General features: G+C 50.0%; 20 protein-coding genes. 5 read left to right on the top strand and 15 right to left on the bottom strand.

Going from position 1 to position 25,582, the window contains the following annotated elements; all coding sequences use genetic code 11:
* Positions 1-210 precede the first annotated feature (210 nt).
* The 3 genes from ADU23_RS32660 to ADU23_RS04935 form a co-directional block, all read right to left on the bottom strand.
* The gene (locus ADU23_RS32660) at positions 211-498 is read right to left on the bottom strand and encodes a hypothetical protein (RefSeq protein WP_157265612.1); all 288 of its coding nucleotides are present in this window, start codon (positions 496-498) and stop codon (positions 211-213) included.
* A 151-nt stretch (positions 499-649) separates the two neighbouring features.
* The gene (locus ADU23_RS04930) at positions 650-1,762 is read right to left on the bottom strand and encodes a D-alanine--D-alanine ligase (RefSeq protein WP_053372727.1); all 1,113 of its coding nucleotides are present in this window, start codon (positions 1,760-1,762) and stop codon (positions 650-652) included.
* 23 nt (positions 1,763-1,785) lie between these two features.
* Complete coding sequence (locus ADU23_RS04935; protein ID WP_331459221.1) at positions 1,786-3,105, bottom strand: amidase domain-containing protein; 1,320 nt, start codon at positions 3,103-3,105, stop codon at positions 1,786-1,788.
* A gap of 288 nt (positions 3,106-3,393) precedes the next feature.
* On the opposite strand from ADU23_RS04935, the gene acnA reads away from it, so the two are divergent.
* Positions 3,394-6,117: an aconitate hydratase AcnA gene (gene acnA, locus ADU23_RS04940; RefSeq protein WP_053372728.1), complete on the top strand. Its 2,724-nt coding sequence runs from the start codon at positions 3,394-3,396 to the stop codon at positions 6,115-6,117.
* Positions 6,118-6,246: 129 nt separating this feature from the next.
* Here acnA and ADU23_RS04945 read toward each other — a convergent pair whose 3' ends face one another.
* On the bottom strand, positions 6,247-6,990 hold the full coding sequence (locus ADU23_RS04945) for an IclR family transcriptional regulator (RefSeq protein ID WP_053372729.1): 744 nt from the start codon (positions 6,988-6,990) through the stop codon (positions 6,247-6,249).
* 248 nt (positions 6,991-7,238) lie between these two features.
* Between ADU23_RS04945 and ADU23_RS04950 the strand changes: the two genes are divergently transcribed.
* Positions 7,239-8,294: an alpha/beta hydrolase gene (locus ADU23_RS04950; protein WP_053372730.1), complete on the top strand. Its 1,056-nt coding sequence runs from the start codon at positions 7,239-7,241 to the stop codon at positions 8,292-8,294.
* 77 nt (positions 8,295-8,371) lie between these two features.
* A complete protein-coding gene (locus ADU23_RS04955) occupies positions 8,372-9,466 on the top strand; it encodes a Fe-Mn family superoxide dismutase (RefSeq protein ID WP_331459222.1) in 1,095 nt (364 codons plus the stop codon).
* A gap of 61 nt (positions 9,467-9,527) precedes the next feature.
* Here the strand turns inward: ADU23_RS04955 and folE are convergent, their stop codons facing one another.
* The 8 genes from folE to ADU23_RS04995 all read right to left on the bottom strand — a co-directional run bounded on the left by folE (position 9,528) and on the right by ADU23_RS04995 (position 14,387).
* Positions 9,528-10,121, bottom strand: coding sequence for a GTP cyclohydrolase I FolE (gene folE / locus ADU23_RS04960; protein WP_053372731.1), 594 nt, complete (start codon positions 10,119-10,121; stop codon positions 9,528-9,530).
* Between the two features lie 36 nt (positions 10,122-10,157).
* A complete protein-coding gene (locus ADU23_RS04965) occupies positions 10,158-10,379 on the bottom strand; it encodes a YneF family protein (RefSeq protein ID WP_053372732.1) in 222 nt (73 codons plus the stop codon).
* A gap of 129 nt (positions 10,380-10,508) precedes the next feature.
* Positions 10,509-11,039 carry a methylated-DNA--[protein]-cysteine S-methyltransferase gene (locus tag ADU23_RS04970; RefSeq protein ID WP_053372733.1) on the bottom strand — a complete coding sequence of 177 codons (531 nt, stop codon included), beginning with the start codon at positions 11,037-11,039 and terminating at the stop codon, positions 10,509-10,511.
* The gene (gene queG / locus ADU23_RS04975; RefSeq protein ID WP_053372734.1) at positions 11,032-12,210 is read right to left on the bottom strand and encodes a tRNA epoxyqueuosine(34) reductase QueG; all 1,179 of its coding nucleotides are present in this window, start codon (positions 12,208-12,210) and stop codon (positions 11,032-11,034) included. The genes ADU23_RS04970 and queG overlap by 8 nt, the downstream gene beginning before the upstream one ends.
* 3 nt (positions 12,211-12,213) lie before the next feature.
* Positions 12,214-12,648 carry a ribonuclease HI gene (gene rnhA, locus ADU23_RS04980; protein WP_053372735.1) on the bottom strand — a complete coding sequence of 145 codons (435 nt, stop codon included), beginning with the start codon at positions 12,646-12,648 and terminating at the stop codon, positions 12,214-12,216.
* A gap of 57 nt (positions 12,649-12,705) precedes the next feature.
* Entirely contained in the window at positions 12,706-13,299 is a 594-nt protein-coding gene (gene lepB, locus ADU23_RS04985; RefSeq protein WP_063845943.1) for a signal peptidase I, read from the bottom strand.
* Positions 13,296-13,853, bottom strand: a complete 558-nt coding sequence (locus tag ADU23_RS04990; protein WP_053372736.1) for a DUF402 domain-containing protein — start codon at positions 13,851-13,853, stop codon at positions 13,296-13,298. Before ADU23_RS04990 ends, lepB begins: the two co-directional genes overlap by 4 nt.
* 111 nt (positions 13,854-13,964) lie before the next feature.
* Positions 13,965-14,387 (bottom strand): GNAT family N-acetyltransferase, encoded by a 423-nt coding sequence (locus ADU23_RS04995; RefSeq protein WP_053372737.1) that lies wholly within the window; start codon positions 14,385-14,387, stop codon positions 13,965-13,967.
* Positions 14,388-14,741: 354 nt separating this feature from the next.
* Here ADU23_RS04995 and ADU23_RS05000 point away from each other — a divergent pair, with 354 nt between their 5' ends.
* On the top strand, positions 14,742-15,353 hold the full coding sequence (locus ADU23_RS05000; protein WP_053372738.1) for a superoxide dismutase: 612 nt from the start codon (positions 14,742-14,744) through the stop codon (positions 15,351-15,353).
* Between the two features lie 708 nt (positions 15,354-16,061).
* Positions 16,062-16,784 (top strand): hypothetical protein, encoded by a 723-nt coding sequence (locus ADU23_RS32665; protein ID WP_157265615.1) that lies wholly within the window; start codon positions 16,062-16,064, stop codon positions 16,782-16,784.
* 80 nt (positions 16,785-16,864) lie between these two features.
* Here ADU23_RS32665 and ADU23_RS05010 read toward each other — a convergent pair whose 3' ends face one another.
* From ADU23_RS05010 to ADU23_RS05020, 3 genes are all read right to left on the bottom strand, one after another.
* Positions 16,865-17,983, bottom strand: a complete 1,119-nt coding sequence (locus ADU23_RS05010) for a S1C family serine protease (protein WP_053372739.1) — start codon at positions 17,981-17,983, stop codon at positions 16,865-16,867.
* Positions 17,984-17,998: 15 nt separating this feature from the next.
* Complete coding sequence (locus tag ADU23_RS05015; RefSeq protein ID WP_157265618.1) at positions 17,999-19,261, bottom strand: FxLYD domain-containing protein; 1,263 nt, start codon at positions 19,259-19,261, stop codon at positions 17,999-18,001.
* A gap of 160 nt (positions 19,262-19,421) precedes the next feature.
* Positions 19,422-25,445 carry an S-layer homology domain-containing protein gene (locus ADU23_RS05020; protein ID WP_053372741.1) on the bottom strand — a complete coding sequence of 2,008 codons (6,024 nt, stop codon included), beginning with the start codon at positions 25,443-25,445 and terminating at the stop codon, positions 19,422-19,424.
* Between the last annotated feature and the right edge of the window lie 137 nt (positions 25,446-25,582).

The following is a 25,582-nucleotide window of genomic DNA, read 5'->3' on the forward strand; positions in this document are numbered from 1 at the left end:
GCAACTGGACTAACGTTAGAGCTTGTGCGGCGCTCGGCAGCTTCCATTGGCGGTGGATCGCTTTCGTCCCTACGGGACACGCTTTACGTTTGTGCTTCTATATTACTTTTAAGAGCATTAAACACCTTTAACACCATTCGTTGCTGCACTTTCCATACTTTCTATCGTATGAGACACGCTTCCACCATCGCACCTTTAAACAGCAGATAATCAATCGAATATCCATTTAGCGGGAAATACTCCCGTTAAATTCTCAAATATAGGATCGTACCATGGATTAGCGGGAATTCCTCCATCTAATTTGGCGAAAAGTGCCTCATAGAGATGAGAAACTACATATTTAGCTGGAGAAATTCCGGTTAAATTGGATTTCAGCCTCTTTTTAAAGAAATTAGCTGGAGCTTTTCCCGTTAATTGCTGCTGGTCCATCCGCCGACTTGAGCGAGCTCGAAATAAACAGCGACGAATAGGTCTACAAACAGCTTGTCCAAAGGACAAGAAAGAAAAAACTCCTTTATGTATCTATTTTGGCTCAGCGTTACGTTTTATGGGCTAACCCGCCACATAGCAACGTTCCATCATCCCAAAACAATAAATAAAAGATTTTTTCCTCGCACTATTTATGAATGGTTATAAGTCCTTTATCCTGCTAAGTAGCGTCGCCTGTAAAATCGATGCGTTGCTTCTCGGCGTGGCGAGCAAGGGCTAGCGAAATTAATGTGTCTAACAACTCTTTATATGGAATGCCGGTTTCCTTCCACATGAGCGGGTACATGCTGAATGGGGTGAAGCCTGGCAAGGTGTTGACTTCGTTAATGAAAATCTGGTTATCGTTTTTCCGAAGGAAAAAGTCTACGCGCGATAAACCTGAGCCGTCGATCGACTGGAAGGCGCGAACAGCCATTTCTCGAATGGACTCCGTAATTTCTGGCGACAGGATAGCCGGAATTTGCATAGTCGACTTACCGTCAATATATTTGGCTTTGTAGTCGTAGAACTCATTGGATGGCGCAATTTCACCTGGCACTGAAGCTCTCGCATCGTCGTTGCCCAGTACGCTTACTTCGATTTCGCGGGCATCCACGAACTCTTCCACGATTACTTTACGGTCGAAGCGGAAGGCATAGTTAACGGCGGCAACTAATTCTTCGCGGTTTTTCGCTTTCGATACGCCGACGCTTGATCCCAGATTGGCTGGTTTAATGAAGCAAGGATAGCCGAGCGAAACCTCGCATTCCATAATGAAGAAGGAAGCATCCCTTTCCCATTGTGTCCGGTTGAAGTAGCGGAATACGCATTGCGGCAAGCCTTCTTGGGCGAATACTTTTTTCATCAGAATCTTGTCCATCCCAACGGCAGAAGCGAGAACGCCCGCTCCAACGTAAGGGATGTTCGCCATTTCGAACAAGCCTTGAATCGTGCCGTCTTCCCCGAACGTACCATGCAGCAGCGGGAAAATAACGTCAATACGCGTCTCGTTCTCTGCAGACGCTTCTTTTTTTAAGCCCGCAAACAAAGGGGCGAGCGCAAAGCCTGATTGCTTCGCCTCGCTCCCGCCAAAACGGAGCTCCTCTACGCTGCTTGGGCGGGCATGGAGCGAGTCGCCCGTTTTCCATTCGCCTTGTTTTGTAATATAAAAAGGTTTGATTTCGTATTTGTTATAGTCAAATTCACCCATTACTGCGTAAGCCGTTTGCAAAGAGACCTCATGCTCTCCCGATTTCCCCCCGTAAACTAAACCTACTCGAACCTTGCTCCCCATGGCATATCCTCCGGTACAATTATTTATAATAGGTCTGCAATATGAAAAAAACGATATTTCGTTTGTTCCGTCCATGCATAGGAATCACGATAATCCCAATAACGATGCCTGCTGGAAACCGTGTTGGCATTCACTAGCGGCATGCCGAACGAGTCAAAGGCCGTTACGATTGTGCTGTGCTGAAAACGATGATCGCCATTCCAGTCATACGTGATGACATCGCCAAGCTGCAGCTCATCGGCCGATTGTACAACCTCCGCGCGCAGGCCAGAAGACCTCGAAGCAGTCAAATAATTCGTTATAGCATTCGATACCGCCCAGCTATAGCTCCACCATTCGCTGCCTTTGTTACGTCCTTTATACCACCAGCCCGTTTCCCTCTTACCAGTATAGTTCATCGGAGCATTGCCTGCAAAGATGCACTGCGACACGTAATGTGTACAATTTACCTCAAAAAGCTCATACGACGGGTTGCCTTCATTCCACCAACGGTCCGCATATGCAGCAACCAAATCTCTCCTGTAACGAATGCCGGCTGGTCGGTGTTTGAATTGCTGTAATAGGTCATAATTTAAGTATGGTGTTGACGGTGACGATAGATCGCCAAATAGCTCCGAATGCTCATCGACGGTCATCCAGTTGTCTGAAGCAGTGCCAAAACGCGGCCTGCGCTCCGCTATGATCGGTTCTACGCGCAGGACTTCCCAGGCATTGCCCGAGGATCCTAGCCATAGACGTTCGAATTCGGATCTTTCCTCCATGTAAAATCGTCCAGACTGCTCCATCCTTCTTTTGATGTGAAGCCGAATGAGCACTGAAACTTCGCTGGATGATTCATTAAAACGGATAATCTCTGCTTTAGTCTCGCTGCCTGCCGGCAATGCGCCTCTAAGCAGATCACGCTCACGCAGACGCTCGAGCCTACATCTTAGCCGGTCGCAGTGATCGGCATCGGTCACATAATCGGTCAGCACGGTGGCATGCTGATTCGCTTCTGCCTGATTGTATAAGCTCACATAGCGATGAACGGCAGATTTCCAGCCTTGCAGCTTCCCTTGCTGCGAGTATGGATCGTAATCCGATGAACGCAAAAGCGAATTCAGCTTAGACGTTTGCTGCTTGATTGGTTTTGCCTCTTGCATCGCTTTCTCTAGGCTTTGCAGCGCTTGATCGGCGCCATCGGCTTGCCGTTCCGCTTGCAAGCCGAAAGGCGATGGCTGCTTTTGCAGAGCATGTGTCGCAACTTTTTGCTGCGGCTTACGCTGTGGCGCTGCTGGCTTGGACGGCGCTGAGCTGCGCTTTTGACCTTGAGGACCCTGTCCCCCGTTACCCGTACGCGACATAGCAATCCCTCCTTAACCTTGTCGTGCATGCAATGCGTAAACGGCTGCAGCCAGCCTCTGGCAGAACTAGCTGCTTTAGCCTAACGCTGATTAACTGCTTCATTATATGAAGCCAGCTTCCGTTTCATGTAACATTCATCTTCATGGATTCCACACAATTTACAGGCCCATAAGGACATAATTGGACTTTACGGAAGGACTATTTTAACGATATACTATAGATATAGCGATTTTGAAATTGTGTTTCACAGAATGAAACACGAACTACATTCAAAGAGGAGAATGACGATGTCTACACAAAATCATTATTCGGTTCGCACAACGCTGGACGCAGGTGGCAAAACATACGCTTACTACCGTCTGGGCGGACTTGAAGAGCAAGGACTAGGCGACATTTCGAAACTGCCTTTTTCCATCAAAGTATTGCTTGAGGCTGCTGTTCGTCAATTTGACGGCCGCGCCATTACGCCAGAACATGTAAAGCAGCTTGCTACATGGGCTGACGGACGCGAAGATAAAGAAATTCCTTTCATCCCTGCTCGTATCGTATTGCAGGATTTCACCGGCGTACCGGTTGTCGTTGACCTCGCGGCAATGCGCGATACCGTGAAAAAAGCTGGCGGAGACCCGAAAAAAATCAACCCGCTCGTACCGGTCGATCTCGTAATCGACCACTCGGTAATGGTTGACGCATTCGGTACGCCTGAAGCGCTTGAGTACAACACGAAAGTTGAGTTTGAGCGTAATGAAGAGCGTTACCGTTTCCTTCGCTGGGCACAAACGGCGTTCGATAACTTCCGCGCGGTTCCACCGGGCACAGGTATCGTTCACCAAGTTAACCTTGAGTACTTGGCATCCGTTGCAGCTACAAAAACAATCGACGGCGAAACTGTTGTATACCCAGACTCTCTTGTAGGTACGGATTCCCACACTACAATGATCAATGGTCTTGGCGTTGTCGGCTGGGGCGTTGGCGGTATCGAGGCTGAGGCTGGTATGCTTGGTCAACCGCTATACTTCGTAATGCCTGAAGTTATCGGCTTCAAATTGACTGGCAAGCTGGCAGAAGGCTCAACAGCAACTGACCTTGCGCTTACCGTTACTCAAATTTTGCGTAAAAAAGGCGTTGTTGGTAAATTCGTCGAGTTCTTCGGCCCTGGTTTGTCTAACATCAGCCTTGCTGACCGTGCAACGGTTGCCAACATGGCACCTGAATACGGCGCAACAATCGGCTTCTTCCCTGTCGATACAGAGACGCTTAGCTACATGCGCCAAACAGGCCGTTCGGAAGATCTTATCGAGCTTGTTGGCTCGTACTATAAAGCACAAGACATGTTCCGTACTGACGAGACGCCAGATCCTGTATTCTCTGACATCGTTGAGCTTGATCTTTCCACAATCGTTCCTTCACTTGCAGGTCCGAAGCGTCCACAAGACCGCGTAGAACTTACTGCAATGAAAGAATCGTTCAACAGCATCATCCGCACGCCGATCGACAAAGGCGGATACGGATTGACTGACGATAAAATCGATCAGGTTGTAACGGTTAAGCATAATGACGGCCAAGTGAGCAAAATGGGCACTGGCGCAGTCGTAATTGCCGCAATTACAAGCTGCACGAACACTTCTAACCCAAGCGTTATGGTCGGTGCCGGCCTCGTTGCTAAAAAAGCAGTAGCACTTGGACTTAAGAAGCCTGCTTACGTAAAAAGCTCCTTGACGCCAGGTTCGCTTGTCGTAACGGAATATTTGACAAAAGCAAACCTGCTTGAGCCGCTTGAAGCGCTAGGCTTCCACGTTGCAGGTTATGGCTGCGCGACATGTATCGGTAACTCCGGTCCGCTTCCAGACGAAGTAAGCAAAGCGATCGCAGACAACGATATGACGGTATCCGCCGTTCTTTCCGGTAACCGTAACTTTGAAGGCCGCGTTCACGCGCAAGTTAAAGCGAACTACCTGGCTTCACCGCCGCTAGTTATCGCTTACGCGCTTGCTGGAACAACTAACATCGATTTGACTACAGATCCAATCGGATTTACGGAAGACAACAAGCCTGTATATTTGAAAGATATCTGGCCTACGTCCCAAGAAATCAATGATGCGATGACTGCTGCGCTTAACCCGCAAATGTTCCGCGACAAATACGAGAACGTATTTACGCAAAATGAGCGTTGGAACGCGATCTCGGTTCCTAAAGGCGAAAGCTACGAGTGGGATGCAAAATCGACGTACATCCAAAACCCGCCGTTCTTCGAAAACCTTGGTCCTGACCTAACGGATATCGAAGATATTCATTCCGCAAGCGTGCTTGCGCTTATGGGCGATTCCGTAACGACTGACCACATCTCACCTGCTGGTAACATTACGGTTAACAGCCCAGGCGGCCAATACTTGATCGAAAATGGCGTTAAACGCGAAGACTTCAACTCCTACGGTTCACGCCGTGGTAACCACGAAGTTATGATGCGCGGTACGTTCGCGAACATTCGTATTCGTAACCAAGTGGCTCCAGGAACGGAAGGCGGCGTTACGACTTACCTGCCTACGGATGAAGTGATGTCGATCTACGATGCTTCGATGAAATATCAAAAAACCGGTAAAAACCTTGTCGTTCTTGCTGGTAAAGAGTACGGTACAGGAAGCTCCCGTGACTGGGCGGCAAAAGGCACTTACCTGCTTGGCGTTAAAGCTGTTATCGCGGAAAGCTTCGAGCGTATCCACCGCTCCAATCTGGTTGGTATGGGCGTATTGCCACTCCAATTCCCAGAAGGCCAAGGCTGGAAGACGCTTAACATTACGGGTCGCGAGACATTCGACATCGTTGGCTTGTCCAATGACGTTACGCCTGGTGCGCAAGTTACCGTTACGGCAACACGCGAAGACGGCACAACATTCGACTTCCCTGCAATCGTGCGCCTAGATTCGATGGTTGACGTCGATTACTACCGCAACGGCGGTATCCTTCAAACGGTGCTTCGCCAAATGATCGCAAACATGAACACAACAGCTTAATTGCTGAAAAAGTACAAAAAGAGAAGAGCATTGCCGTCCTGACGGCAATGCTCTTTTTTACGTTTAAGGAACAAAAAACAGCAGACCCGAAGTATGCCTTTATGCTTCGGATCTGCCGTTTATTATTGGCTATAAAATCATAGTCCCCATCCGTTTGGCGGATTCCATCATAACCGGCGCATATTCCCTCATCGTCTCCATCGTCAGCCTGCTTGCAGGACCGGATACGGACAACGCGGCTGTCAGCTTCCCTGTCCGGTTAAATATGGGTGCGGACAAGGCTGCAGCCCCCGTCTCGCGCTCCTCGAAGCTAGTTGCATAGCCCTGCAAGCAAACCTCTTCGAGCTGCTGCTTGTAATGGTCCAGATCGATGGAGTAAAGCCATGCCGGGTCTCCAAAGATGCTTTCCTGAACAAGCGGGTCGGAATAGGCAATGAGCACCTTGCTGGACGCACCGGCATACAGCGGCAGCCTTGCGCCTACCGGCGCCACTCTGCGCACGGGCTGATTGCTCTGCACCGCTTGCATGCGAATCCTCTCGGAGCCGTCTCTTACATATATGCTAACTGTTTCACCCAGCTGGTCGCGCAGCCGCTCCATCTCTGGCAGCCATATGGTGGCTTGATCGTCTGAACGCGACAAATTGGCGGACAGCTCCCACATTTTTAAACCTAAATGATAACGGTCAGTCGAGCGGTCACGCTCGATAAAGCCCTTCTCCTCGAGTGTAGCGAGCATCCGGTGAACCGTGCTTTTGTGCAGGCCGACATGTTCGGCAATTTCCGTCATCGCCCAGTCCGTCTTCGTAGTAAAGCATAGCAATATATCAAGCGCTCGATCCACTGCTCGAACCGTCGATTTTCCATCTTCCATGCAGCCGCACCTCTTCCTCAAAAGTTTCATCCAATGAAACCGATTCAAATTCAGTATAACTCATCGCTTCCATCATCGTAAAGAAAAGATCTTTACATTACAGCAATATTACAAATGATTAACATTACCTCGACATCAATTGACAGGCTCCTAGGACCGGACTACGATTAAAGTACTAGAAAAGAAAAGCGCTTTCAGCGCTGAGCCAAAAGATCCAAGAGAGCAGCTAGCAGAGGGAGGACGACGACATGAGCACGACCATCATGACACCATTGCCACTAGAAGGCGGATTTCCGCAGAACCTTCAGCCCTTCCCTTTGGGAGATTCCGACAACCTGTTCCAGCTTCGCAAAACAAGAAGCCGCGGCAAGCACCTGCTCGTCGCCTCCATCGCTTCACTCACGGCTATGATCCTGCTTGCCGTTATTATCTTTCATGGCTATGTCGCTTGGATGCTAGCTTATCCTTTTGTCGCACCGCTATCCTCCAATCCGCAAGCGGCTATCGGCCTAAACTATGAGGATGTCGTATTCCCTAGCAAAAGCGGAGATACGACGGTCAGCGGCTGGTTTATTCCGGCGGAAGCTGATGCGAGTGAAGCTGCGCCCTCGGCGCGCACAGTCGTTTTCAGCCATGGCTATGGCGCTAATCGTGAAGAATCCTGGGTACCGATGTATGAGCTCTCGAAGCTGCTGCACGGTTTGAACTATAATATATTGTTGTTTGATTACGGCTACGCCTCGAAGGAGTACAAGGCACCGGCCACCGGCGGCCTCGAGGAGTCGCAGCAGCTGCTTGCAGCCGTAGATTACGTCAAATCCCGCGGCGCTGAGGATATCGTCGTCTGGGGCTTCTCCATGGGTGCGGGAACCGCCCTGCAAGCTGCGCTCCAGACCGATGACATCGATGCGATGATACTCGACAGCTTATTTATCCCAAGCCCAGAGGCGTTATTTGATAACCTGAATCAATTTGTCTCGCTGCCGCGCTTCTCCCTGCCGCTTATCGAGTCGATGATTCCCCTTTGGACGGGAACAAGCTTCGGTTCTATTCCGGCAAGCGAGGTTATCTCGAATGTCTATGATATACCGCTTTTCATCATTCATGGCACGAATGACGTCAAGGCGCCATTCACCACCGCTGAAGCTATTGCCGAAACCCAAGGCAACGTTCTCTCCCGCTCATGGATCGTGCAAGATGGCAAGCATGAGCTGCTGTTTCAAGTGCATCCGAGCGAATATATTCAGAGAGCAGCCCTATTTTTAAGCCAAGTCGATCAGCAGCTGCAAGCAGAAAAAGGATAAAACAAACAAGCACGACATAAGCCCGTTTCGCAACGAATACATCTAACATAGATGCACTTGTTGCGACAAAGGAGGCGATGGTCGTGCTTTTTGTTTATGGAACGCTCATGCCCGTTCGCGTGATGGAATTAGTTCGGCATTGGAAGCTGCAGGAGAAAGAGCATGCCGCCGTTATTTTACAGGCAACTCCTGAGCTGGAGAGCCAGTATGTAGAGCTTCTCGAGTCCTGGGATCCCATCTTCTCGCAAACTGCGCATTATACGAATCAATGGCTGGATGATTGGGTGCCCTACCCGACACGCTTACCCTCACATATCGAACAGACCGTTGATGCGCTTGTTGACGCTGCGCTTGAGCAATCACGAACCTATGTCGATCAGCTCGCTCAACTGACTGAGCGCATAGCCGCTGTATCGACAACTTTAAGCAAAACAGTCATTTCCCATTCGATCCGAGAATCAAACTATTACATCGGCTTAATGAGCGCCTACCGGCAAGCTGTGAATAGCCCCGGCAACAGCCGGCAGCGCGCTCCGCTCCTGCAGGTTGTGCCGATTGGCGGCCATACGCTGCCACCCTTGCCTTATGCCTATGATGCGCTTGAGCCTTATATCGATGAGCACACGATGCAGCTCCATCACCGCATCCACCACCAGTCCTATGTGGATGGCTTGAATAACGCGGAGCTTCAGCTGCAGACAGCGCGCAATACCGGTAATTTCGATCTCGTAAAGCATTGGGAGCGCGAGCTCGCCTTTCATGGTGCCGGCCATTATTTGCACACCCTCTTCTGGTACGTCATGTCACCGTACGGCGAAGGTGAGGCGATGGGCTCGCTCAGCAATCAGCTGCGAAATGATTTCGGCAGCTTTGCAGCCTTTAAGAAGCAGTTCAGCGAAGCGGCTGCGAAGGTCGAGGGCAGCGGCTGGGCTGTTCTAGTATGGAGCCCGCGCAGCAGGCGGCTAGAAATTTTGGCGGCAGAGAAGCATCAAAACCAATCACAATGGGATGTCATCCCATTGCTCCCTTTAGACGTATGGGAGCATGCGTACTATTTGAAGCATCAAAATAAACGACCCGACTACGTGCAGGACTGGTGGAACGTCGTTCATTGGTCTTACGTGAATGAAAGGTTCGAAGAGGCGAGGAAGCTCGTTTGGGTGCCGTTCTGACAAGCGCAAATCAAAAAAAGCCCGTCAGGAGAGATTCCTAACGGGCTTTCTATTGCGCTATTTATTGCTTGAGCAAAGTAAGGAACTCCGAGCGAAGCGCCGCATTGCTGCGGAATTCGCCTCTTACTGCGGATGTTACCGTCTTGCTGCCCGGCTTCTTCACGCCGCGCGCGCACATGCACAGATGCTCGCCTTCCACGACGACCATCACGCCATTTGGCTGCAGCTCCTCAGCGAGAATATCCGCAATTTGCGACGTGATGCGCTCTTGCACCTGCAAGCGGCGAGTTACCGCCTCGACAAGGCGAGCTAGCTTGCTAAGCCCTGCGATTTTGCCGCTAGGGATGTAACCGATATGTGCCTTTCCGAAAAACGGCGCCATATGATGCTCGCACTGACTGTAATACACGATGTCCTTTACGATGACGAGCTCCTCGTGCTGCTCATCAAATGTGACGCCAAGCACCTCGCGCGGATCAACCTCATAACCAGCAAAAATTTCCTCATACATCCGAGTTACGCGAGCGGGCGTTTCCAGCAAGCCTTCACGCTCCACATTTTCGCCAACCAGCTTCAAAATTTCTCTTATATGATGTTCAATCTGCTCCCGGTTGCTCGTCACATTCGAATTGACGTAATCTTTCCTTCCCGCCATTTCTGTACACTCCTTCCGGTCCTCGCACGCTTCTATTTATCTGCGAGGCATTTTTTGATTTTTCATCATGTGCTGTGCTTTTTGCATTTGCTGCTTATTCAAGTTGTAGCCCATTTGCTTAGCCATCTTCTGAATCATTTCCGGATCGTTTTGCATCTTCTCAAGCTGCTTCCGCAGATAGAATACGCCTACAAAAAAGCCCCCTACAGCTCCTGCAATTAAAGTTACAATCGGCACTACAATATTAACCCAAGACATACGTTCCACCCGACCCTTTCTAAATCTCCTGCTGTGTATAATGTTCCCATGATAGCATGTTCACCTTGTGTTCGCAATGAACAACATAACGCTAATTGCAACCATTTTGAAACAGCTAATCGGCTTGTATTAGGCTCTGGTCTCAAGATCAAGCAGCGCTATCTTAATCGGCAGCCCTCCGCCATAACCGACCAGTTGCCCGCTTGCCCCAATCACGCGATGGCAAGGCACAATGATCGATACCGGATTGCGATTATTCGCGCCGCCAACGGCACGCATCGCGCCCGGCTGTCCCAGCATCACTGCAATGTCTTTGTATGTGCACGTCTCGCCATAAGGGATTTGCTGCAAGGCTGCCCATACCTTCTGCTGAAAAGGCGTACCATACATCTCAATAGGCAGATCAAACTGCTGCAATTGCCCGGCAAAATAAAGCTTCAGCTGCTTCTCCGCTTCCATCAGCAGCGGATGCGACGATGCATCCACCAGCGTAATGTCAGCGGCATGCGGCCCTAAGTGGCGTACCGCCCACGGTTGAAGCCTATCCAAGGCAGCCTCATAGGAGGAAAAATCCAAATGGCAAATGCCTTTGTCCGTTGCCGTCAATGTCATCACCCCGATAGGTGAATCCAACTCGGCTGCGTATAGCCGCTCAGTCATTCGCGACACCTGCTTCCGTCTTCTTCTCGGCCTCTTTGTTGATTTGATCAAGCGCATTCGCTATCGCTTGCTGCGCTTCCTCATCGCTTTCTTTGCCTGAAGCTGCGAGCAAAGCCGCCTCCGCCTGCTCACCGCCAATTCGGGCGAGCGACCAAGCGGCCGTACCGCGCAGCACGGGGCGCGGATCTTGCTCCAGCACGCGAATCAAATCGGGCACCGCGCTTGCATCTTTAAAGTTGCCCAGCGCGATCACCGCATTGCGCTGGATCGGCTTCTTGCCGCGCCATGCCGAAGACGTGCTTCCGTATCTGGCTTGAAATTCTTTGTTTCCTATTGTAAGCAAAGGAATTAGCAGCGGCTTTGCAAGCTCGTTGTCGGGCTGCAACTCCGGCTGGTGCGTCCAGTTTTTGCCCCGGTTTATCGGACAGACGGTTTGGCAAGTATCGCAGCCATACAGCCGATTTCCGATTTTGCGCATGAATTCGTCGGATACCATACCCTTTGTTTGCGTCACGAAGGAGATGCACCTGCTGGAATTTAATTGGCCTGGTCCAACTAGAGCGTCCGTCGGGCATGCGTCAATGCATTTTGTGCAGGAGCCGCAGTTTTCCGTAATCGGCTCATCCGGCGCGAACGGTATATTCGTAATCATCTCGCCCAGATAAATCCATGAGCCAAGCTCAGGTGATATAATTGCGCAGTTTTTTGCACTAAAGCCAATGCCCGCACGCTCTGCGACCGCGCGATCGGACAAGGCTCCCGTATCAACCATGCTCTCTGCGCGAAGGTCCGGCACCCGCTCCCTCAGCCAAGCCTCCAGCTTCGCGAGCCGGTCCCGCAGCACTTTATGATAGTCGTCTCCCCATGCCGAGCGAGCCATAATGCCCCGCCTTGCTCCCGGCTCCGACTTGGGAGGATTCTTCAGCTTGGAGGGATAGGCGATTGCAATCGCTATAATAGACTGCGGATTGTCAAAAAGCAGCGCGGGATTCGTTCGCTTCTCAATATCAGGCTCCTCAAAGCCGGATTCTCTTCCCAGCTCGCGATGCCGAATCAAAATTTGTTTTAATGAAACGAAAGGATCAGCGGACGCGATTCCTATTTTGTCGATGCCTAGGCTTGGAGCAGCCTCCACCATTTCTTCCTTCAACTTTGCCCATCTATCATTCATGAGCTACAACCGTTTAATCGCTGCGCGAGCGAGCTCGTCACAGCGATTATTCCATTCGTTGTCGCTATGGCCTTTTACCTTTACGTATTCTACTTTATGCCTCTGCATAAGCTCCCAAAGCGCTTTCCAAAGCTCTTGGTTCTCAACAGGCTCCTTCTTGCTGTTCTTCCATCCGTTGCGCAGCCAGCCTTTGATCCAGCCCTTCTGGAAGCAATTCACGACATACGCCGAATCGCTATACACCTTCACCTGACAGGGCTCCTTCAGCAGCTTCAAACCCTCGATCACCGCCTGAATTTCCATGCGGTTATTCGTCGAATGTTTCTCGCCGCCCGAAATCTCCTTCTGATGAACGCCAAAAAACAGCACCGCTCCCCAGCCGCCCGGACCCGGGTTGCCGGAGCATGCTCCGTCTGTGTAGATGGTAACGTCCTTCATTGTCGATCCCTCCTTAAAGGTTTGCGGATGCAAACCTACTTCGTAAGCATATACCTGCTATAATCCTCTTATTTCTTTATATGGCCATAAAATATAATCGGCTCTGCCCCGAATCAGCTCTTCCGGCACAGCATGAAACGTCCTGCTGTCTAGGCTAGCTCTAGCATGGCGATTATCTCCCATGACAAAATAATGCCCTTCGCCGATAACTTCTGGCCCATAGCTCATATCTTCGATTAAAGAATCCGTGTAAGGCTCGTCCACCAGCTCGCCGTTGCGATATAAACGCTCATTGTGAACCTCGATACGGTCACCGGGAACGCCTACTACCCTTTTCACGAGATACTTCTCTTCTTTTGCGCCTGTATTCGGCTCCTTCAAAATAACGACGTCCCCGACCTTCGGCTTGCCGACCAAAAAAACGATTTTATTAACAAAGAGCCACTCATGGGCCGTTAATGTCGGTTCCATCGAATGCCCCTCGACTTTGGAGAGATTGAATACAAAAAAATGCAGAAGCATCACGACTGCAAAAGCAAAAACTAATGTTTTCGTCCAATCCAGCAGCTCTGCCAGCCATGAAGAACCATTGCTAGCAGCGATATCGGCATCGTTCTCCCGCGCCTCATGATCCTGATTGATCCGGCTCATTGCTCCACCTCATCCATTCGTCTGCGCCATTCCTCATAATAAAGAGTCACGCGTTGGTCTTGAAAAGGGGGCTGTCCGAGGTCGATGCGTCGCAGAAGAGCTTCAAGCCCCTCCTGCACCTTATCGTCGACCATTTTCGGATAGTGGTAAGCCGCTTTATGCATCTCGTATTCATCTTGGTCGACAACGAACCTTCCGCCGTCTACCGTACGGATAACATCCAAATCATAGTCGATATAAGTGAGCACATCCCCTTGCAAATAAGGCGGCGAGGCGATGTTGCAATAATAGCGGACGCCCCCCTCCTCGAGCAAAGCGACGATGTTATACCATTGCCCAGGTATAAAAAAGGAGACTGCAGGAACGCGGCTGATCCACACTTTGCCATCAGACTCTTGAATCGGCGTTTGGCGGTTTATGAGTACGAACATAGACTCCGCCTTATGCTCATCAGCGCGCAGCTCATCCGGAACGAGCCAATTCTGCTGCCATGTACGGTGAATGTGACCGTTATGCTTGAAGCTTTTGATGACACAGTGCCGATATGGTTCCATCCCGTTCTCCTTGTTTAAGTGTATAGTAATAAGAAAAGCATATCTCACCGCCAAAAGCAATGGCGATGCAGATATGCCCTGCGTACAATCTAACATGCAGTAAAGTTCGCGTTAACCCGCAACAATGCTCAGTTTCTGAAAAGATCTGATAAAATCGTTGGCTACGTAGCCCATTGACTCATACAGCGGCAGAACCGGTTCATTATGCTCGTCCGCGGTTATTAGTATCTTTGTGACATGGCGCTGTTCGAAACGCTGGCGCAATGCCTGGATAAGCGTTCTACCGATTCCTTTCCTTTGGTGGAGAGGAGAGACGGCAATTCGATAATAATAACCTTTGTTATTATCAATCGTACCGATAATCATGCCCACAATTTCGGAATTTTCGACAGCGACTAGAACTAAATCACTATCCCATGACAACTGGCGGGCAAAAGCCTCCATCGTTTGTTCGTAGCACTCTTCTGATAGAACATCTTCGAGTAGTGCTGTAATTGATCGGTAATCGGACAACTGGAAGGAACGAACATTCATTTAAATTACACCTTCTATACCATGTCATAGTACTGCATTTAGAATATATTACGACAAATTTTAACGAAATCCTGCTTGTATCTTTAATATTCCTTAAAAAAATTAAACAAATCATCGATTATCTCCTGAAAACGCTTAATATTAAGCGCTTTCATCAATTTAATCGTTTTTTTTGTAAACTGATACGGTTCTATGCGACTATTTCGAATAATTTGCTCGGCTCCGTGTTACCCTATTGCAGGTATGTTTGCCGCCCCTCCCTCTTCCGACTTTTGAAACAATAATGTTGATTTATTCAATCGGATAAGGGATAATGGACTTGGATAACTACATATAATTAGGAGGCTGTAAAAAATGGCACATCAACTACCTGCTTTGCCGTACGCGCACAACGCACTTGAGCCGCATATCGATGCGACTACAATGGAAATTCACCACGGCCGTCACCATAACGCATACGTGACTAACCTTAACGCTGCTTTGGAGTCCGCTCCAGAATTGCAAAGCAAATCAATCGAAGATTTGATCTCCGATCTTGCTAGCGTTCCTGAAGCAATCCGCACGGCTGTTCGCAACAACGGCGGCGGACATGCTAACCACAGCTTGTTCTGGGAAACAATCGGACCAAACGCTGGCGGAGCCCCAACTGGCGCTCTTGCAGCAGCAATCGAAAGCGAGCTTGGCGGCTTTGATACGTTCAAAGCAGACTTCGCTAAAGCAGCTACAACTCGTTTCGGCAGCGGCTGGGCATTCCTGGCAGTAGCTAACGGCAAATTGAAAGTATACAGCTTGCCGAACCAAGACAGCCCGATCATGGAAGGCGAAACGCCAATCCTTGGTCTTGATGTTTGGGAGCACGCTTACTACCTGAACTACCAAAACAAACGTCCTGACTACATCGCGGCGTTCTGGAACGTAGTTAACTGGGATGAAGTTAGCAAACGTTACGATGCAGCTGTAAAATAATATTGTTTTTCCAGTGAGGCGCTGCCTCATGCGAAACGAGCCCTAGAAGTGATTCTAGCGGCTCGTTTTTTTGTGTCCGGTAAAAGTAGCAGTAGACCTCGCAATGAATGCTAATGAGCAGCACACTCTGCCTTTGGGCGGTTGATGCTGCTTCGAGCGGCAGATGCTGCGGCAGTTGCAAGATTAACGGGAAAAACTCCCGCTAATTGAAGCGATATCAGCCGAAAATTAGCTTTAGCAGGAAAATCTCCCGTTAATTTTTAACTTTTCGCCCGATTGGAGTGGAAAGCGCGCCGATTAACAGGACATTTTCCAGTTAAATGATGAAACTGCCGTTCACGGCGGGAAATTAGATGGAGCTTTTCCTGTTAATTCTGTTTAGCAGCAATGGTGGGTAAGCTCGCAAGGGTAGTTGCTTCATATAAGACTATATTAGGCTCCCTTAGCCTATGCGAGGACCAGTAAATTAGTGTGATTGGCGTTGGCGTTGGCGAAAACATGATACTCGGGTGACACCCATTGCGTCTAGCGAGCCATAGAAGCGATTCTATAGGCTTGTTTTCTTTTGCTTATTGTTCTGATCAGATAGAATGGCGTTTTTCAGCATCACTAACGGTCAAAACTCCCGAACACCGCATAGGCGTTTGCCGCATACGATACAGAAGGATAAATGCCTATACTGTTACGTGAAGGAGACTGAGTGCTTGCATGAACTATACTTATGCTAACGGGCAACAACCTCTCGCAGCTCCGCGACAATCAGCTCGAGCCGGCAGCCGCGGCTGCGGCTGCGGCGGAACGCGCATGATTATGCCGACGCCTTCGCAAGGCGGCTTCGGACCGGGTGCTCCGGGCGGCTTCCCGCCGGGGCCGGGGCCTTTCCCGCCAGGGCCGGGGCATTTCCCGCCGGGGCCGGGGCCTTTCCCGCCAGGGCCGGGGCCTTTCCCGCCGGGGCCGGGGCCTTTCCCGCCAGGGCCGGGGCCTTTCCCGCCGGGGCCGGGGCCTTTCCCGCCGGGACCTTTCCCGTTCCCGATTCCATTTCCGGTGCCGTTCCCGTTCAATCCCGGGCCGCACGCGTCGGTAACGGTCGTCATCAACGGAGGAAGAGCGTTCCCGAACGTTACGCAGGCTTACCGGGTGCCATTCCGTCCGGGCTTGTCAATTTACCAAGCGCTAGCTGAAACCGGCGTCGTCCGTTTTAATTTTAACGGGCAGATCGTATCGGTTAGCGGCATTCCGATCAGCGGCAATATTAGCTACCGCCTGCTATTGAATGGCCGCATTATTCCTGCGACGCTGCTTAGCTTCCCTGTTCAGCGCAATGATTCTATCGCTTTGGAGCTCGTTTACAACGGGCTGCTGCGCGAGGAAGATAACGAAGCTGAATGGCCCGACCAGAGCGATGAATCCATCCCGTCAGAAGAGATCTAAAACAAATTTTCCAACAAGCAAAGAGCTAGAGAAAACAGTCTCCCCCGGACGGTTTTTTCTAGCTCTTTCTCTATAGCCCCTTATTTGATCGCTTTCCCTTTGCCGCTCAGAAGCTTCAGTTGATCGTTTTCGTAGCCTACCTCGTACGTCACCTGATATTTGCTAAGCACATTTTTGCCGTTAACCCGCTCGTCAACCGAAATGATCGCGATGACCGTCGCCTTATCGTTTCTGCTGTTATTCACGTGCATATTATCGATTACGACGTTTAGTGTCCCGAGATAACCTTCCCTGAACTTCTCGTAGCTGGTGCCTTCTTTCCAGTTGCCGCCAAGCAACGAGTACGCATACACGTAATCCGCATTGTTCAAGCTGTCATAGAAATGCGTGACGAGATAGCCAGCAAACTCATCTATCGAAGCACTATCCTTCAAATCATCCTGCTCCTCGGGCTGCTCTACCTCAGGAAGCTCCGTCATCGGCTCCTTGGACCAGCCCTCCGCAATCTCGATTACATTCGATATCGGAATGCTGAAGCCGATCGATCCCTGCTCATAACCCGCCGAGTTAATGCCAAGCACCGCCCCCGTCTTCTGGTCAACGAGAGGCCCTCCGCTGTTGCCTGGCGCAATCGGCGCAGAGATTTGGTATAAATCCGAGTACAAATACGGCTCGATCTCAAAGCTTCTGCCAAGGCCGCTTATAATGCCGGTCGTAACCGTATTTTGAAAACCTAGCGGACTGCCTACAGCGAGCACCTCATCGCCAACCTCCGCTTTCTCATCGCGCACGACCTGCAGCGGCTCCGTCCCGGCCAAATCGGTTACGCGTACGACGGCAATATCGGTCTCCGTACTAATGCCGATAACCTCGCCATCCAGCTCGCGGGCATCCGCGGTTTTAATTTTCACCTTATGGGAGCCAGCCACGACATGGGCATTCGTGATCAGATCACCCTCCAAATTATAAAGAAAACCGGAGCCTTGATCGCCGTCCTCCGTCTCGATCATCACGACGAGCTTCTGCGTCTCGAAAATAATGTCCTTAAGCGTCTTTGCCTTTTTCTCTCCCGCAACTGCAAGCAGCGGCTTGCCTGTAAGCTGACTAGGCACTTTGGAATGAATGCCCCAAACCGCAGCCATGCCGCCGCATAAAATCAGGGTTGACGCGATGGCGCTGATCCATGCTCGTTTACTCATCTCATCGCCCCCCTTTTAATCCAAATACCAAGTCGCATGATCAACGACTACGGTCGTATTTTCAACATGTACACCATCCAAGGTGCTCGTAAAGCTCAATTTCCCGCCCGGATCCACATAATCCGGCGATGCTACAGCCGTGCCTTTGCCTACTTCTTTGCCAGCGGCATCATGCACGATGAACTGCACAGAAATCGAATAAATAGGTCGCGTTGCGGCATTTTTCAGCTCCCCTGTTATCGTTAGATTGCCAGCCTCATCGAGCTTCGAATCGATTTTCACAACCTCGACGGCTGCCGTTTGGTTTTTCAAATCCTCTGCCGCCGCTTGCTGCATGACATGCTCCAGACGCTGCTGCTCGGTTTTCTCGTAATCGGTTTGAGCTTTATTAATTTTCTTCTCAAGCGCTGCCAACTGCCCATTGCCGCTTGCGATCTCAAGTCCTTTGGACGTTATCTCTAACGCTTCCGAGTAATTTTTGGTTTTCAGAAGAGCTTCCGCATCCTTTAAGCTAATCGCTACGATTTTCGCCAAAATCTGTTCCCGCAGCGCCGATGCTTCGTCGCCTTCTAAGTGATTCGCAACCTTAAGCTTAGCTTCAAGCTCATCTACCGTATTCAAATCCGACAGCTCATCCGTCAGCTTCATCAGCTCGAGCTGCGCCCTGTAACCGCGAAGCTGATCCTTCACCTTGGCATAGATCGGCTCCGTATGGCCTCTCAGCTCATTTTTAAGCTGATCGAGCGTCTCCTCTGCTTCCGTAAGGCTCTGCTCCTCGAGCTGCTTGCCAGCGGCTGCTGCTGATTGAGACAGCTGGATGACATGATCTACAACCTCGGCATCCTTCTGCACTGCTGCAAAGCCCGGACGAGCCATGCTTGCTTCCTTAAGAAGCGCTGCCGCTTCCGCATATTTTCCTGCAAGCGCCTGCGCTTTGGCCTCGGTTTGCAGTTTGAGTACTTTATCATTGATCCCCGATTGATAGATATAGTAGCTAAATACCGAACCCGCCGTAATAAGCGCAAGGATAATCGGCATCAACCACGTCCTCACTGAGCGTTTTGCGCTCCTTCTCCGCACAATGCTAGGCACGCTCGGTTGCAAAGCTAATTCTCTCTCATAATTAGTCTCTATAGCAACGGCTGTCTCCGATAAGACGACAGTTTGGTTATCAATAGCAGCCGTAGTCGTTTCCCCGTCCATAGCGAGCAGTCTTCCGCACTGACTGCAATAGACCGCATCGTCAGTCCGCTTTTTTCCGCAATGATAGCAATACACTTCCGTTCAACTCCCAGCCCATGATTCTCTCTATTTACATCTATCTATTCTATATGAATTAGTAGGTAATCTCCATTTAATTTAGTGGAAAATTTAGTTAGGCAAATAAAGACAGCTTCCCGTGGTCAGAGACCAGAGAAGCTGCCTTTATTAAGATTGTTTATTTGACATCGTCACTAAAATTTGAGGTCCAAGTCTCGCTTCCATCTTCATTACGCTTGGCGTTATGGGAAATGGTTGCTTCCTGCACGTCGCCAAAGCCCCAGTGGCTTTGCGGCATGTCAGGGAATTGTTGAGCAAGGCCCTGCAACGGACCTCTGTAAAGCATGCGGTTAATCATCGTAACAGCCTCGACACGAACGATATTTTTTGTCGGCTTGAAGCTGCCATCCGGGTAACCGGTAAGGAATTTGCCGTTGTACAACGCTTCGATAGTATCTGCCGCCCAGTGTCCTGTTGTGTCCTTAAAGTGTGTTGTCGCAGGTGCGCTCACTTCAAGCTTCAGGAACCTTGCCATTACGGATGCAAGCTCTCCTCTCGTAACAGGCGCATCCGGACGGAAGGAACCGTCTTCGTAGCCGCTGAAATAGTTGTTTTTTGTTGCGATCTCAATGTAGTTCGTTGCCCAGTGGCCTTTGCGAATATCATTATAAGCCAATGGATAGTTTACATCCTCGTTTTCTGTAAGCCTTGCGACAATAGCTGCAAGCTCTGCGCGAGTCAACGAGCCTTCCGGCTTGAACTCCTTGTCGGGATATCCCAAAATATAACGATAATGCGCAAGGTCGCCAAAACGCTCGGAGTATACATTGATTTTCACAGATGATTTTACCGTTGCGCCGTTAGCCAGAAGCTCGCCTGGAATATCAAATGCCGTATCCGCTGCTTTCATAAGCGGCCATTCGATAATCAGCTTAAAGCCTCCCGTTTGTCCTGCAAGCACATTGGCAACCTTCCATACGACCAAGTTTCCGTTAACCGTTCCGCCAGCTGCGTCTACAATAACAGCTCCTGCCGGAACCGTAACTTTAATCTCGCCCGTTGCAATCGCGCCGCCGGAAGCATTTTTGTAATCAACGGAAACCGTCGATTTTGCGCCTTCCTTTACCTTGTTTTTATCCACGGAAAGGGTTAGCGTCGGATCAGCAGCCGGTGCGGCTGGCACACCTGCCGGAACCGGAATCAGCTCCAAATCATGTCTGACAATTTCCCATTCTACAGAGAGAACGGGGCTTACGTAGCTTTGGTATCCGTTCTTCGATACAACAAGATAATAATCGGTTTCTGGATAGACCATATACGCGTAGAATCCAAAAGCATCGCTTAGCTGCTCAGGACTTGCATTGTCATTCGGTGCAAACCCAACGAGTGCTGGCAAGGTCACAGTTGCTCCCGGCGTAATGCCTTTCCCTTTATTGCGAGCAGTGTCTGCATAATGCAGCACGACGGTTGCCCCTTCAATAACAGCCTTCGTTACTGAATCTGTAATCGTACCGTATGGATCAACCAACGCTTCGGAAATATTCATCTCGCCGGAAGCCGTTACGCTTACCGCAGTCCGGCTAAATGCAATCGCCTTGCCCGGCTCCACCTCATATCTAATTTCAAGCTCGTATTCGCCGATAGCGAGGCCATCCGCATTAAATACACCCTGTCCATTCAGCGCAAAAGCTTTCGGAGCTCCGCCTTCCGAAACATAGCTGCCGTCCGCCTGCTTCAAATAAATCGTCGTCTTGGCAAGCAGCTCGCCGCCGAACATGGAGGATTTGCCGTCTGGCTGCTTAAGCAGCACGATGCCGGTTACCGTTTTCTCAGAGTCGAAATTTTCTTTCCCCGAGCCTGTAACTTCGCCAACCTGAGCCGTTTGTTTGTACGTAACAGGCGTAGCAACTCCGCCTACATATACCGATTGCGTCACATCCAAATCGTAAATGACGTCACCCTTCGGCACAACGACGTAGTAAGCTCCGCTTGCATCGGTAACGACCGTTTGATCAAAATCCACTCCGGCCGTAATAATGCCGTCCCCATCAAGATCAAGCGTCACGCGAACGCTGGCTCCCGCCACAGGCGTGTTCGAGCTGCCTTTCGTAATGAAGCCCTTCACTGCGGCAGGCTGGAACGTAATGCTCACTTCGTCCTGCGACTTCAAGCCACGTGCCTTATCGTACACGTTCGCCCGAACAGGAACGATTTGCTCGTCGACACCTGTAATTTTCGCCGATTTATACGTTGCTTTCGCTATTCCTTGCTCATCCGTTACCGCAGTATTGCCGCCTACGAATTCACCTTTATGAACAGGAGCCGTGAAAATAACGGTTACGCCTTCTATTGGTGATCCGTCAGCATTTGTCAGCACGGCCGTAAGCTCGGTTGTTGATTTGCCATCGCCCAAAATTTTCTCCGGGCTTGCCGTAAGATTTAGATCTGCTTTCAGCACTTCAAAGCCGTTATCAAGCAATCTTGTCTCAGAAGCTAATGGGGCACCCTCTACGTCAAATGCCGTAAAAGCAACATCATATTTGTTCGCTGCGGTTACCGCAGGCAGCAAATACGTTGTTTTCTCCCACTTCTTATAGCCGTCGAGCGCAAAGCTGTCCTGATTGACTAATATAAGAGGTACAGAAATACCGTTCACATTCGCATATACCTTCTCCGCGAGCCAAGAGCTAACTGCACGCAGCGTGAGCTGCTCGCCGGGAATGATTTTTAAAACGTTAGGATCGCCTTGAGCCTTGTCGCCTGCCCAGCCGTCCAGCGCCCGATGGATATTAATCGTTACGGTTGCCGGTGCAGAAGTCTGGTTGTCATAATCTGTTACGCTGTACGTGAAGCTGTCTTGTCCCGAAATAAAATCGTCATTTGGCGTATAGATCCATGTGTCGCCTGATACATCATCATCTGCGGGTCTAAGCGAGCCTTTGCCTGGATTGCTCTCCAAGCCGTACACGAGCGTCGTTACCGTCTCCATGTCCGTCCCTTTAAACGTAATGATGATTTCCGTTGTGCCTTCTTCCACGTTTGCCGTGATAGGCTCGGCAACAGGCTTGCCGTTGTAAGCAATCGACACCTTAGCCGGTGCTTCGGCATATTGCTTACCGTCGCTTGCGCTCCAAACGAATTCAACCGTGCTGCCTTCCGCCAAATGAGCTGAAGGCTGGAATTTCAAGCTTGCCAGCAAGCTTTTTGCAATCGGAGCCGAGCTGCCCTGCTCCAAATATACGGATTCCCCTACTGAAGAGGTATACCAAAGCGTTCCGCTCTCTCCAAATTGTGCAGGAAGGGTAATAATAACGGCACTTAATAGATCACCATCCGCATCTGTAAACCGAGGCGAATCTGTAAAATCAATCGCGTTAAAATCAATGACTCTGCCCGATAGGCCAGCCTTGATCATATCGCCAACAACTGGCGGCGTATTGATCTTAATTGTAATCTGTTTGTTGTCCTTCGTGTATTGCTTGCCATCCGAGCCGCTCCAGTCGAAGGTTACCGAGCCTGTAGCGTTAGAAGCAGGCACGAAGGTTAATCCATTCAGCTCTCCCGCTTTGATCTCAAAGTCCGGAGTCGTTATCGGGATTGCCGGTCCATCTCCAAGCTGCAGCATTAACTGGCCTTTGGCTGGCTCAGGAAGCGATACAAGCTTCACTTTATCCAAGCTCTCGTGATCCTGGTCGCTGTATGCAGCTGTAAAGTCTGCTTGCTTAAACGGTACCGTTTCACCTTTCAAAATCGATTTTTCAATTGGATCAACCGTCGGCGCGGCATTAGCCGTAATGGTTACTGTGGCTGCAAGCACCGCGTATTTCTGGCCATTTTCGCCATTCCAATCAAAAGCAGCTGTACCCGTGAAGCCGCTTGATACAGGAGCGAAGGATAGTTTAGCAATGTCTCCGATGGCGATTTCGTCACCGGCTGCAACGGCTTCGCCGTTTAACAATAGTTCACCTTGCTCTGCTGCAGGCAGCGTAACAATCTTTACTGCCTTAAGGCCATTCGCATCGGAAGCGCCGTTAGCCTTCGAGTAATGGCTTTTGAACTCATCTGCCGTAAAGCCGGTTGGATCGTATTGAAGTCCTGTTTTTGCAATATTGCTGACAACAGGATCATTTGTATAGGTAATGCTGGCTTTAGCTGACGCTAAAGAGTACTGATTGCCGTCATACCCTTCCCAATCAAATACAACCGTGCTTTCTTCTGCCAGATTCATAGCTGGGACGAAGCGCAGGCTGTTCAAATCCGTTATCGCAATTTCTGTTCCGGATGTAACCTGAGTCTCATTTCCCGCTAACGTATAGAGAAGCTTGCCGCTAGTCCTAAAGTTCGCTGGCAGCGTAATGCGCACCTTCGTTAGCGCGTCATTTTCCTCATCGACATATGCATTAGGGTTAGCGAAGTCCGTTGCTTTCAAAGATACCGTTGTGCCCGCTATAGCCGCGAAAGAGATATCGCTTACAATCGGCGCAGCATTAATGGTGATCGTTACCGTCTTCGTATCCTTCGCATATTGCTTGCCGTCCGAGCCGTTCCACTGGAACGAAGCTGCGCCTGCGGCACCGCTTGCCGGAACAAAGCTCAGCTTGCCCAAATCAGCTGCGCTAATTTCGTTGCCGGCTGTTACCGCAACGGCTGGATTACTGCCATTTTTGAACCACAGCTTGCCTAGCGCCGGATCAGGCAAAGAACTGATTTTCACCTTGCTCAAGCTCTCGCTTGGCGTAGTTGCATCTGTATACTGGCTCGTGAAATCGATTGCTCCAAAAGCCAATGTCTCGCCTTGGTTAATCTTTTTGGCGATATTAGCCACTACAGGAGCGACATTTGCCGTAATGGTTGCTTTAGCATCAATGGCAGCATACTTGTTGCCATCATAGCCGTTCCATTCAAATGACGTTGTTCCCGTGAAGCCCCCAACTGCCGGAACAAAGCTCAGGTTAGCAAGATCCGCCTTAGCAATCTCATCGCCGAGTCCCACATTCACATTCTGAAGCTTAAGCGTGCCTCCGCTCGGCAGCGAGACAATCTTCACCTTTTCAAGCTTAGCCGGCTGCGCTTGTCCGGTTACGCGATAGTACTTGCTGCTAAAATCCGTCAATGCGAATGTCGTTGGCTCATATTGAAGGCCCGTTTTCGCAATATCCTTTACTGCAGGATCAAAGGTGGATAAGGAATAAATATGCTGTGCGGTGCCCGGCTGATCTTTGTCTGCCTGCTTGTCGAACAGCATGATGTTCACTGTATACTCCTTATTTGGATCGGCGCCTGGAACGGCAAGATCAATATTGCCCCATGTGCTCGGCTCACCTTGTTTGGCGTTTAAGAAGCTTTTCTCCTTCAGATCCACGTTTTGATCGACGATTTCCGTGCCGATTTGCGTTTTCTGAATGACGTTGACTTCCATATAGAAGTCTCCGCCCGCTTTTGGCAGAAAGCCCGTATCAATCGTTACCTTATTAGTTCCGACTGCTACCGTTGCACCCGTAATTTCACCGGTTTGCCTTATGCCGCCATCAATGACAAGCTGGCCCCAATCGACGTTGGTTACCCAGTCGCTCTTGTTGTTCGGATGATCAAAATAATGATGAACGGAAATGCCTACGAAATGATCTTGATTAGCCGCGATTCGGCTCCACTGATCTTCTTTTATTTCAATTACGGTCGTATTCCATGAGTTGTTTTTTCCTGATAGGGCTCCCAAGTAAAACGCTTGCGGAAACTCCTTCTTGTATGTAGCAGTGCCGAACCCTGATGCCCGCCAAGGTGTTGTCGGCGCAGCCAATGCGATATCCTCAGGCTTGGATGAAAAATAGACGCGGTCCCATTCGCCTGTACCGTTCTTGTTCGCTTCATCATACTCGTCTACATCATAAGCCCGAATAAGCATATAGGCGCTTTTTGTAGGCTTTGCCTTAACATCGTTAATCTTAAATTCGATCGGATAGACATTGGCGCTCTCAGCACCTTCGTTGCCGACAAGCTTGTCCATATCATTGTCAGCCGTACTGTCGGCTGCGCCGCCCTTCCAGTTGTCCGTGCCGGTGAAGTAAGTGGCTCCTGTTGTATCCGTTCCTGCGGCATTCACAGCATAAGGAACCGGAAGAAGCTGTGCCAGCAACAAGGTTACCGCCATAAATAAGGCGATCATCTTTTTTCCCCATAAGCGGTTCCGCTTACGGCTTTTCATTCTTACACTTCTTGACTCCAAAATGTGCAATCTCCCTTCCGTGCTTCTTTTTTCGGGTAAGTCCAAAACACCTAACCCCTTCCTCTTTGTCATACTTTAGGTCTACTACTATATTACTAGTCATAACTGTACAATTT

Source organism: Paenibacillus sp. FJAT-27812, assembly GCF_001273905.1.
Classification (GTDB): domain Bacteria; phylum Bacillota; class Bacilli; order Paenibacillales; family Paenibacillaceae; genus Pristimantibacillus.

Excerpts from the sequence above, each read along its gene's own strand:
- ADU23_RS04945 (WP_053372729.1), bottom strand. The coding sequence starts at position 6,990 with ATGGAAGATGGAAAATCGACGGTTCGAGCAGTGGATCGAGCGCTTGAT.
- ADU23_RS05010 (WP_053372739.1), bottom strand. The coding sequence starts at position 17,983 with ATGAGTAAACGAGCATGGATCAGCGCCATCGCGTCAACCCTGATTTTA.
- ADU23_RS05000 (WP_053372738.1), top strand. The coding sequence starts at position 14,742 with ATGGCACATCAACTACCTGCTTTGCCGTACGCGCACAACGCACTTGAG.
- folE (WP_053372731.1), bottom strand. The coding sequence starts at position 10,121 with ATGGCGGGAAGGAAAGATTACGTCAATTCGAATGTGACGAGCAACCGG.
- ADU23_RS04950 (WP_053372730.1), top strand. The coding sequence starts at position 7,239 with ATGAGCACGACCATCATGACACCATTGCCACTAGAAGGCGGATTTCCG.
- ADU23_RS04970 (WP_053372733.1), bottom strand. The coding sequence starts at position 11,039 with ATGACTGAGCGGCTATACGCAGCCGAGTTGGATTCACCTATCGGGGTG.
- ADU23_RS05020 (WP_053372741.1), bottom strand. The coding sequence starts at position 25,445 with ATGAAAAGCCGTAAGCGGAACCGCTTATGGGGAAAAAAGATGATCGCC.
- ADU23_RS04935 (WP_331459221.1), bottom strand. The coding sequence starts at position 3,105 with ATGTCGCGTACGGGTAACGGGGGACAGGGTCCTCAAGGTCAAAAGCGC.
- queG (WP_053372734.1), bottom strand. The coding sequence starts at position 12,210 with ATGAATGATAGATGGGCAAAGTTGAAGGAAGAAATGGTGGAGGCTGCT.
- ADU23_RS04990 (WP_053372736.1), bottom strand. The coding sequence starts at position 13,853 with ATGGAACCATATCGGCACTGTGTCATCAAAAGCTTCAAGCATAACGGT.
- ADU23_RS04965 (WP_053372732.1), bottom strand. The coding sequence starts at position 10,379 with ATGTCTTGGGTTAATATTGTAGTGCCGATTGTAACTTTAATTGCAGGA.
- ADU23_RS04930 (WP_053372727.1), bottom strand. The coding sequence starts at position 1,762 with ATGGGGAGCAAGGTTCGAGTAGGTTTAGTTTACGGGGGGAAATCGGGA.
- lepB (WP_063845943.1), bottom strand. The coding sequence starts at position 13,299 with ATGAGCCGGATCAATCAGGATCATGAGGCGCGGGAGAACGATGCCGAT.
- acnA (WP_053372728.1), top strand. The coding sequence starts at position 3,394 with ATGTCTACACAAAATCATTATTCGGTTCGCACAACGCTGGACGCAGGT.
- ADU23_RS04995 (WP_053372737.1), bottom strand. The coding sequence starts at position 14,387 with ATGAATGTTCGTTCCTTCCAGTTGTCCGATTACCGATCAATTACAGCA.
- ADU23_RS04955 (WP_331459222.1), top strand. The coding sequence starts at position 8,372 with ATGGTCGTGCTTTTTGTTTATGGAACGCTCATGCCCGTTCGCGTGATG.
- ADU23_RS32665 (WP_157265615.1), top strand. The coding sequence starts at position 16,062 with ATGAACTATACTTATGCTAACGGGCAACAACCTCTCGCAGCTCCGCGA.
- rnhA (WP_053372735.1), bottom strand. The coding sequence starts at position 12,648 with ATGAAGGACGTTACCATCTACACAGACGGAGCATGCTCCGGCAACCCG.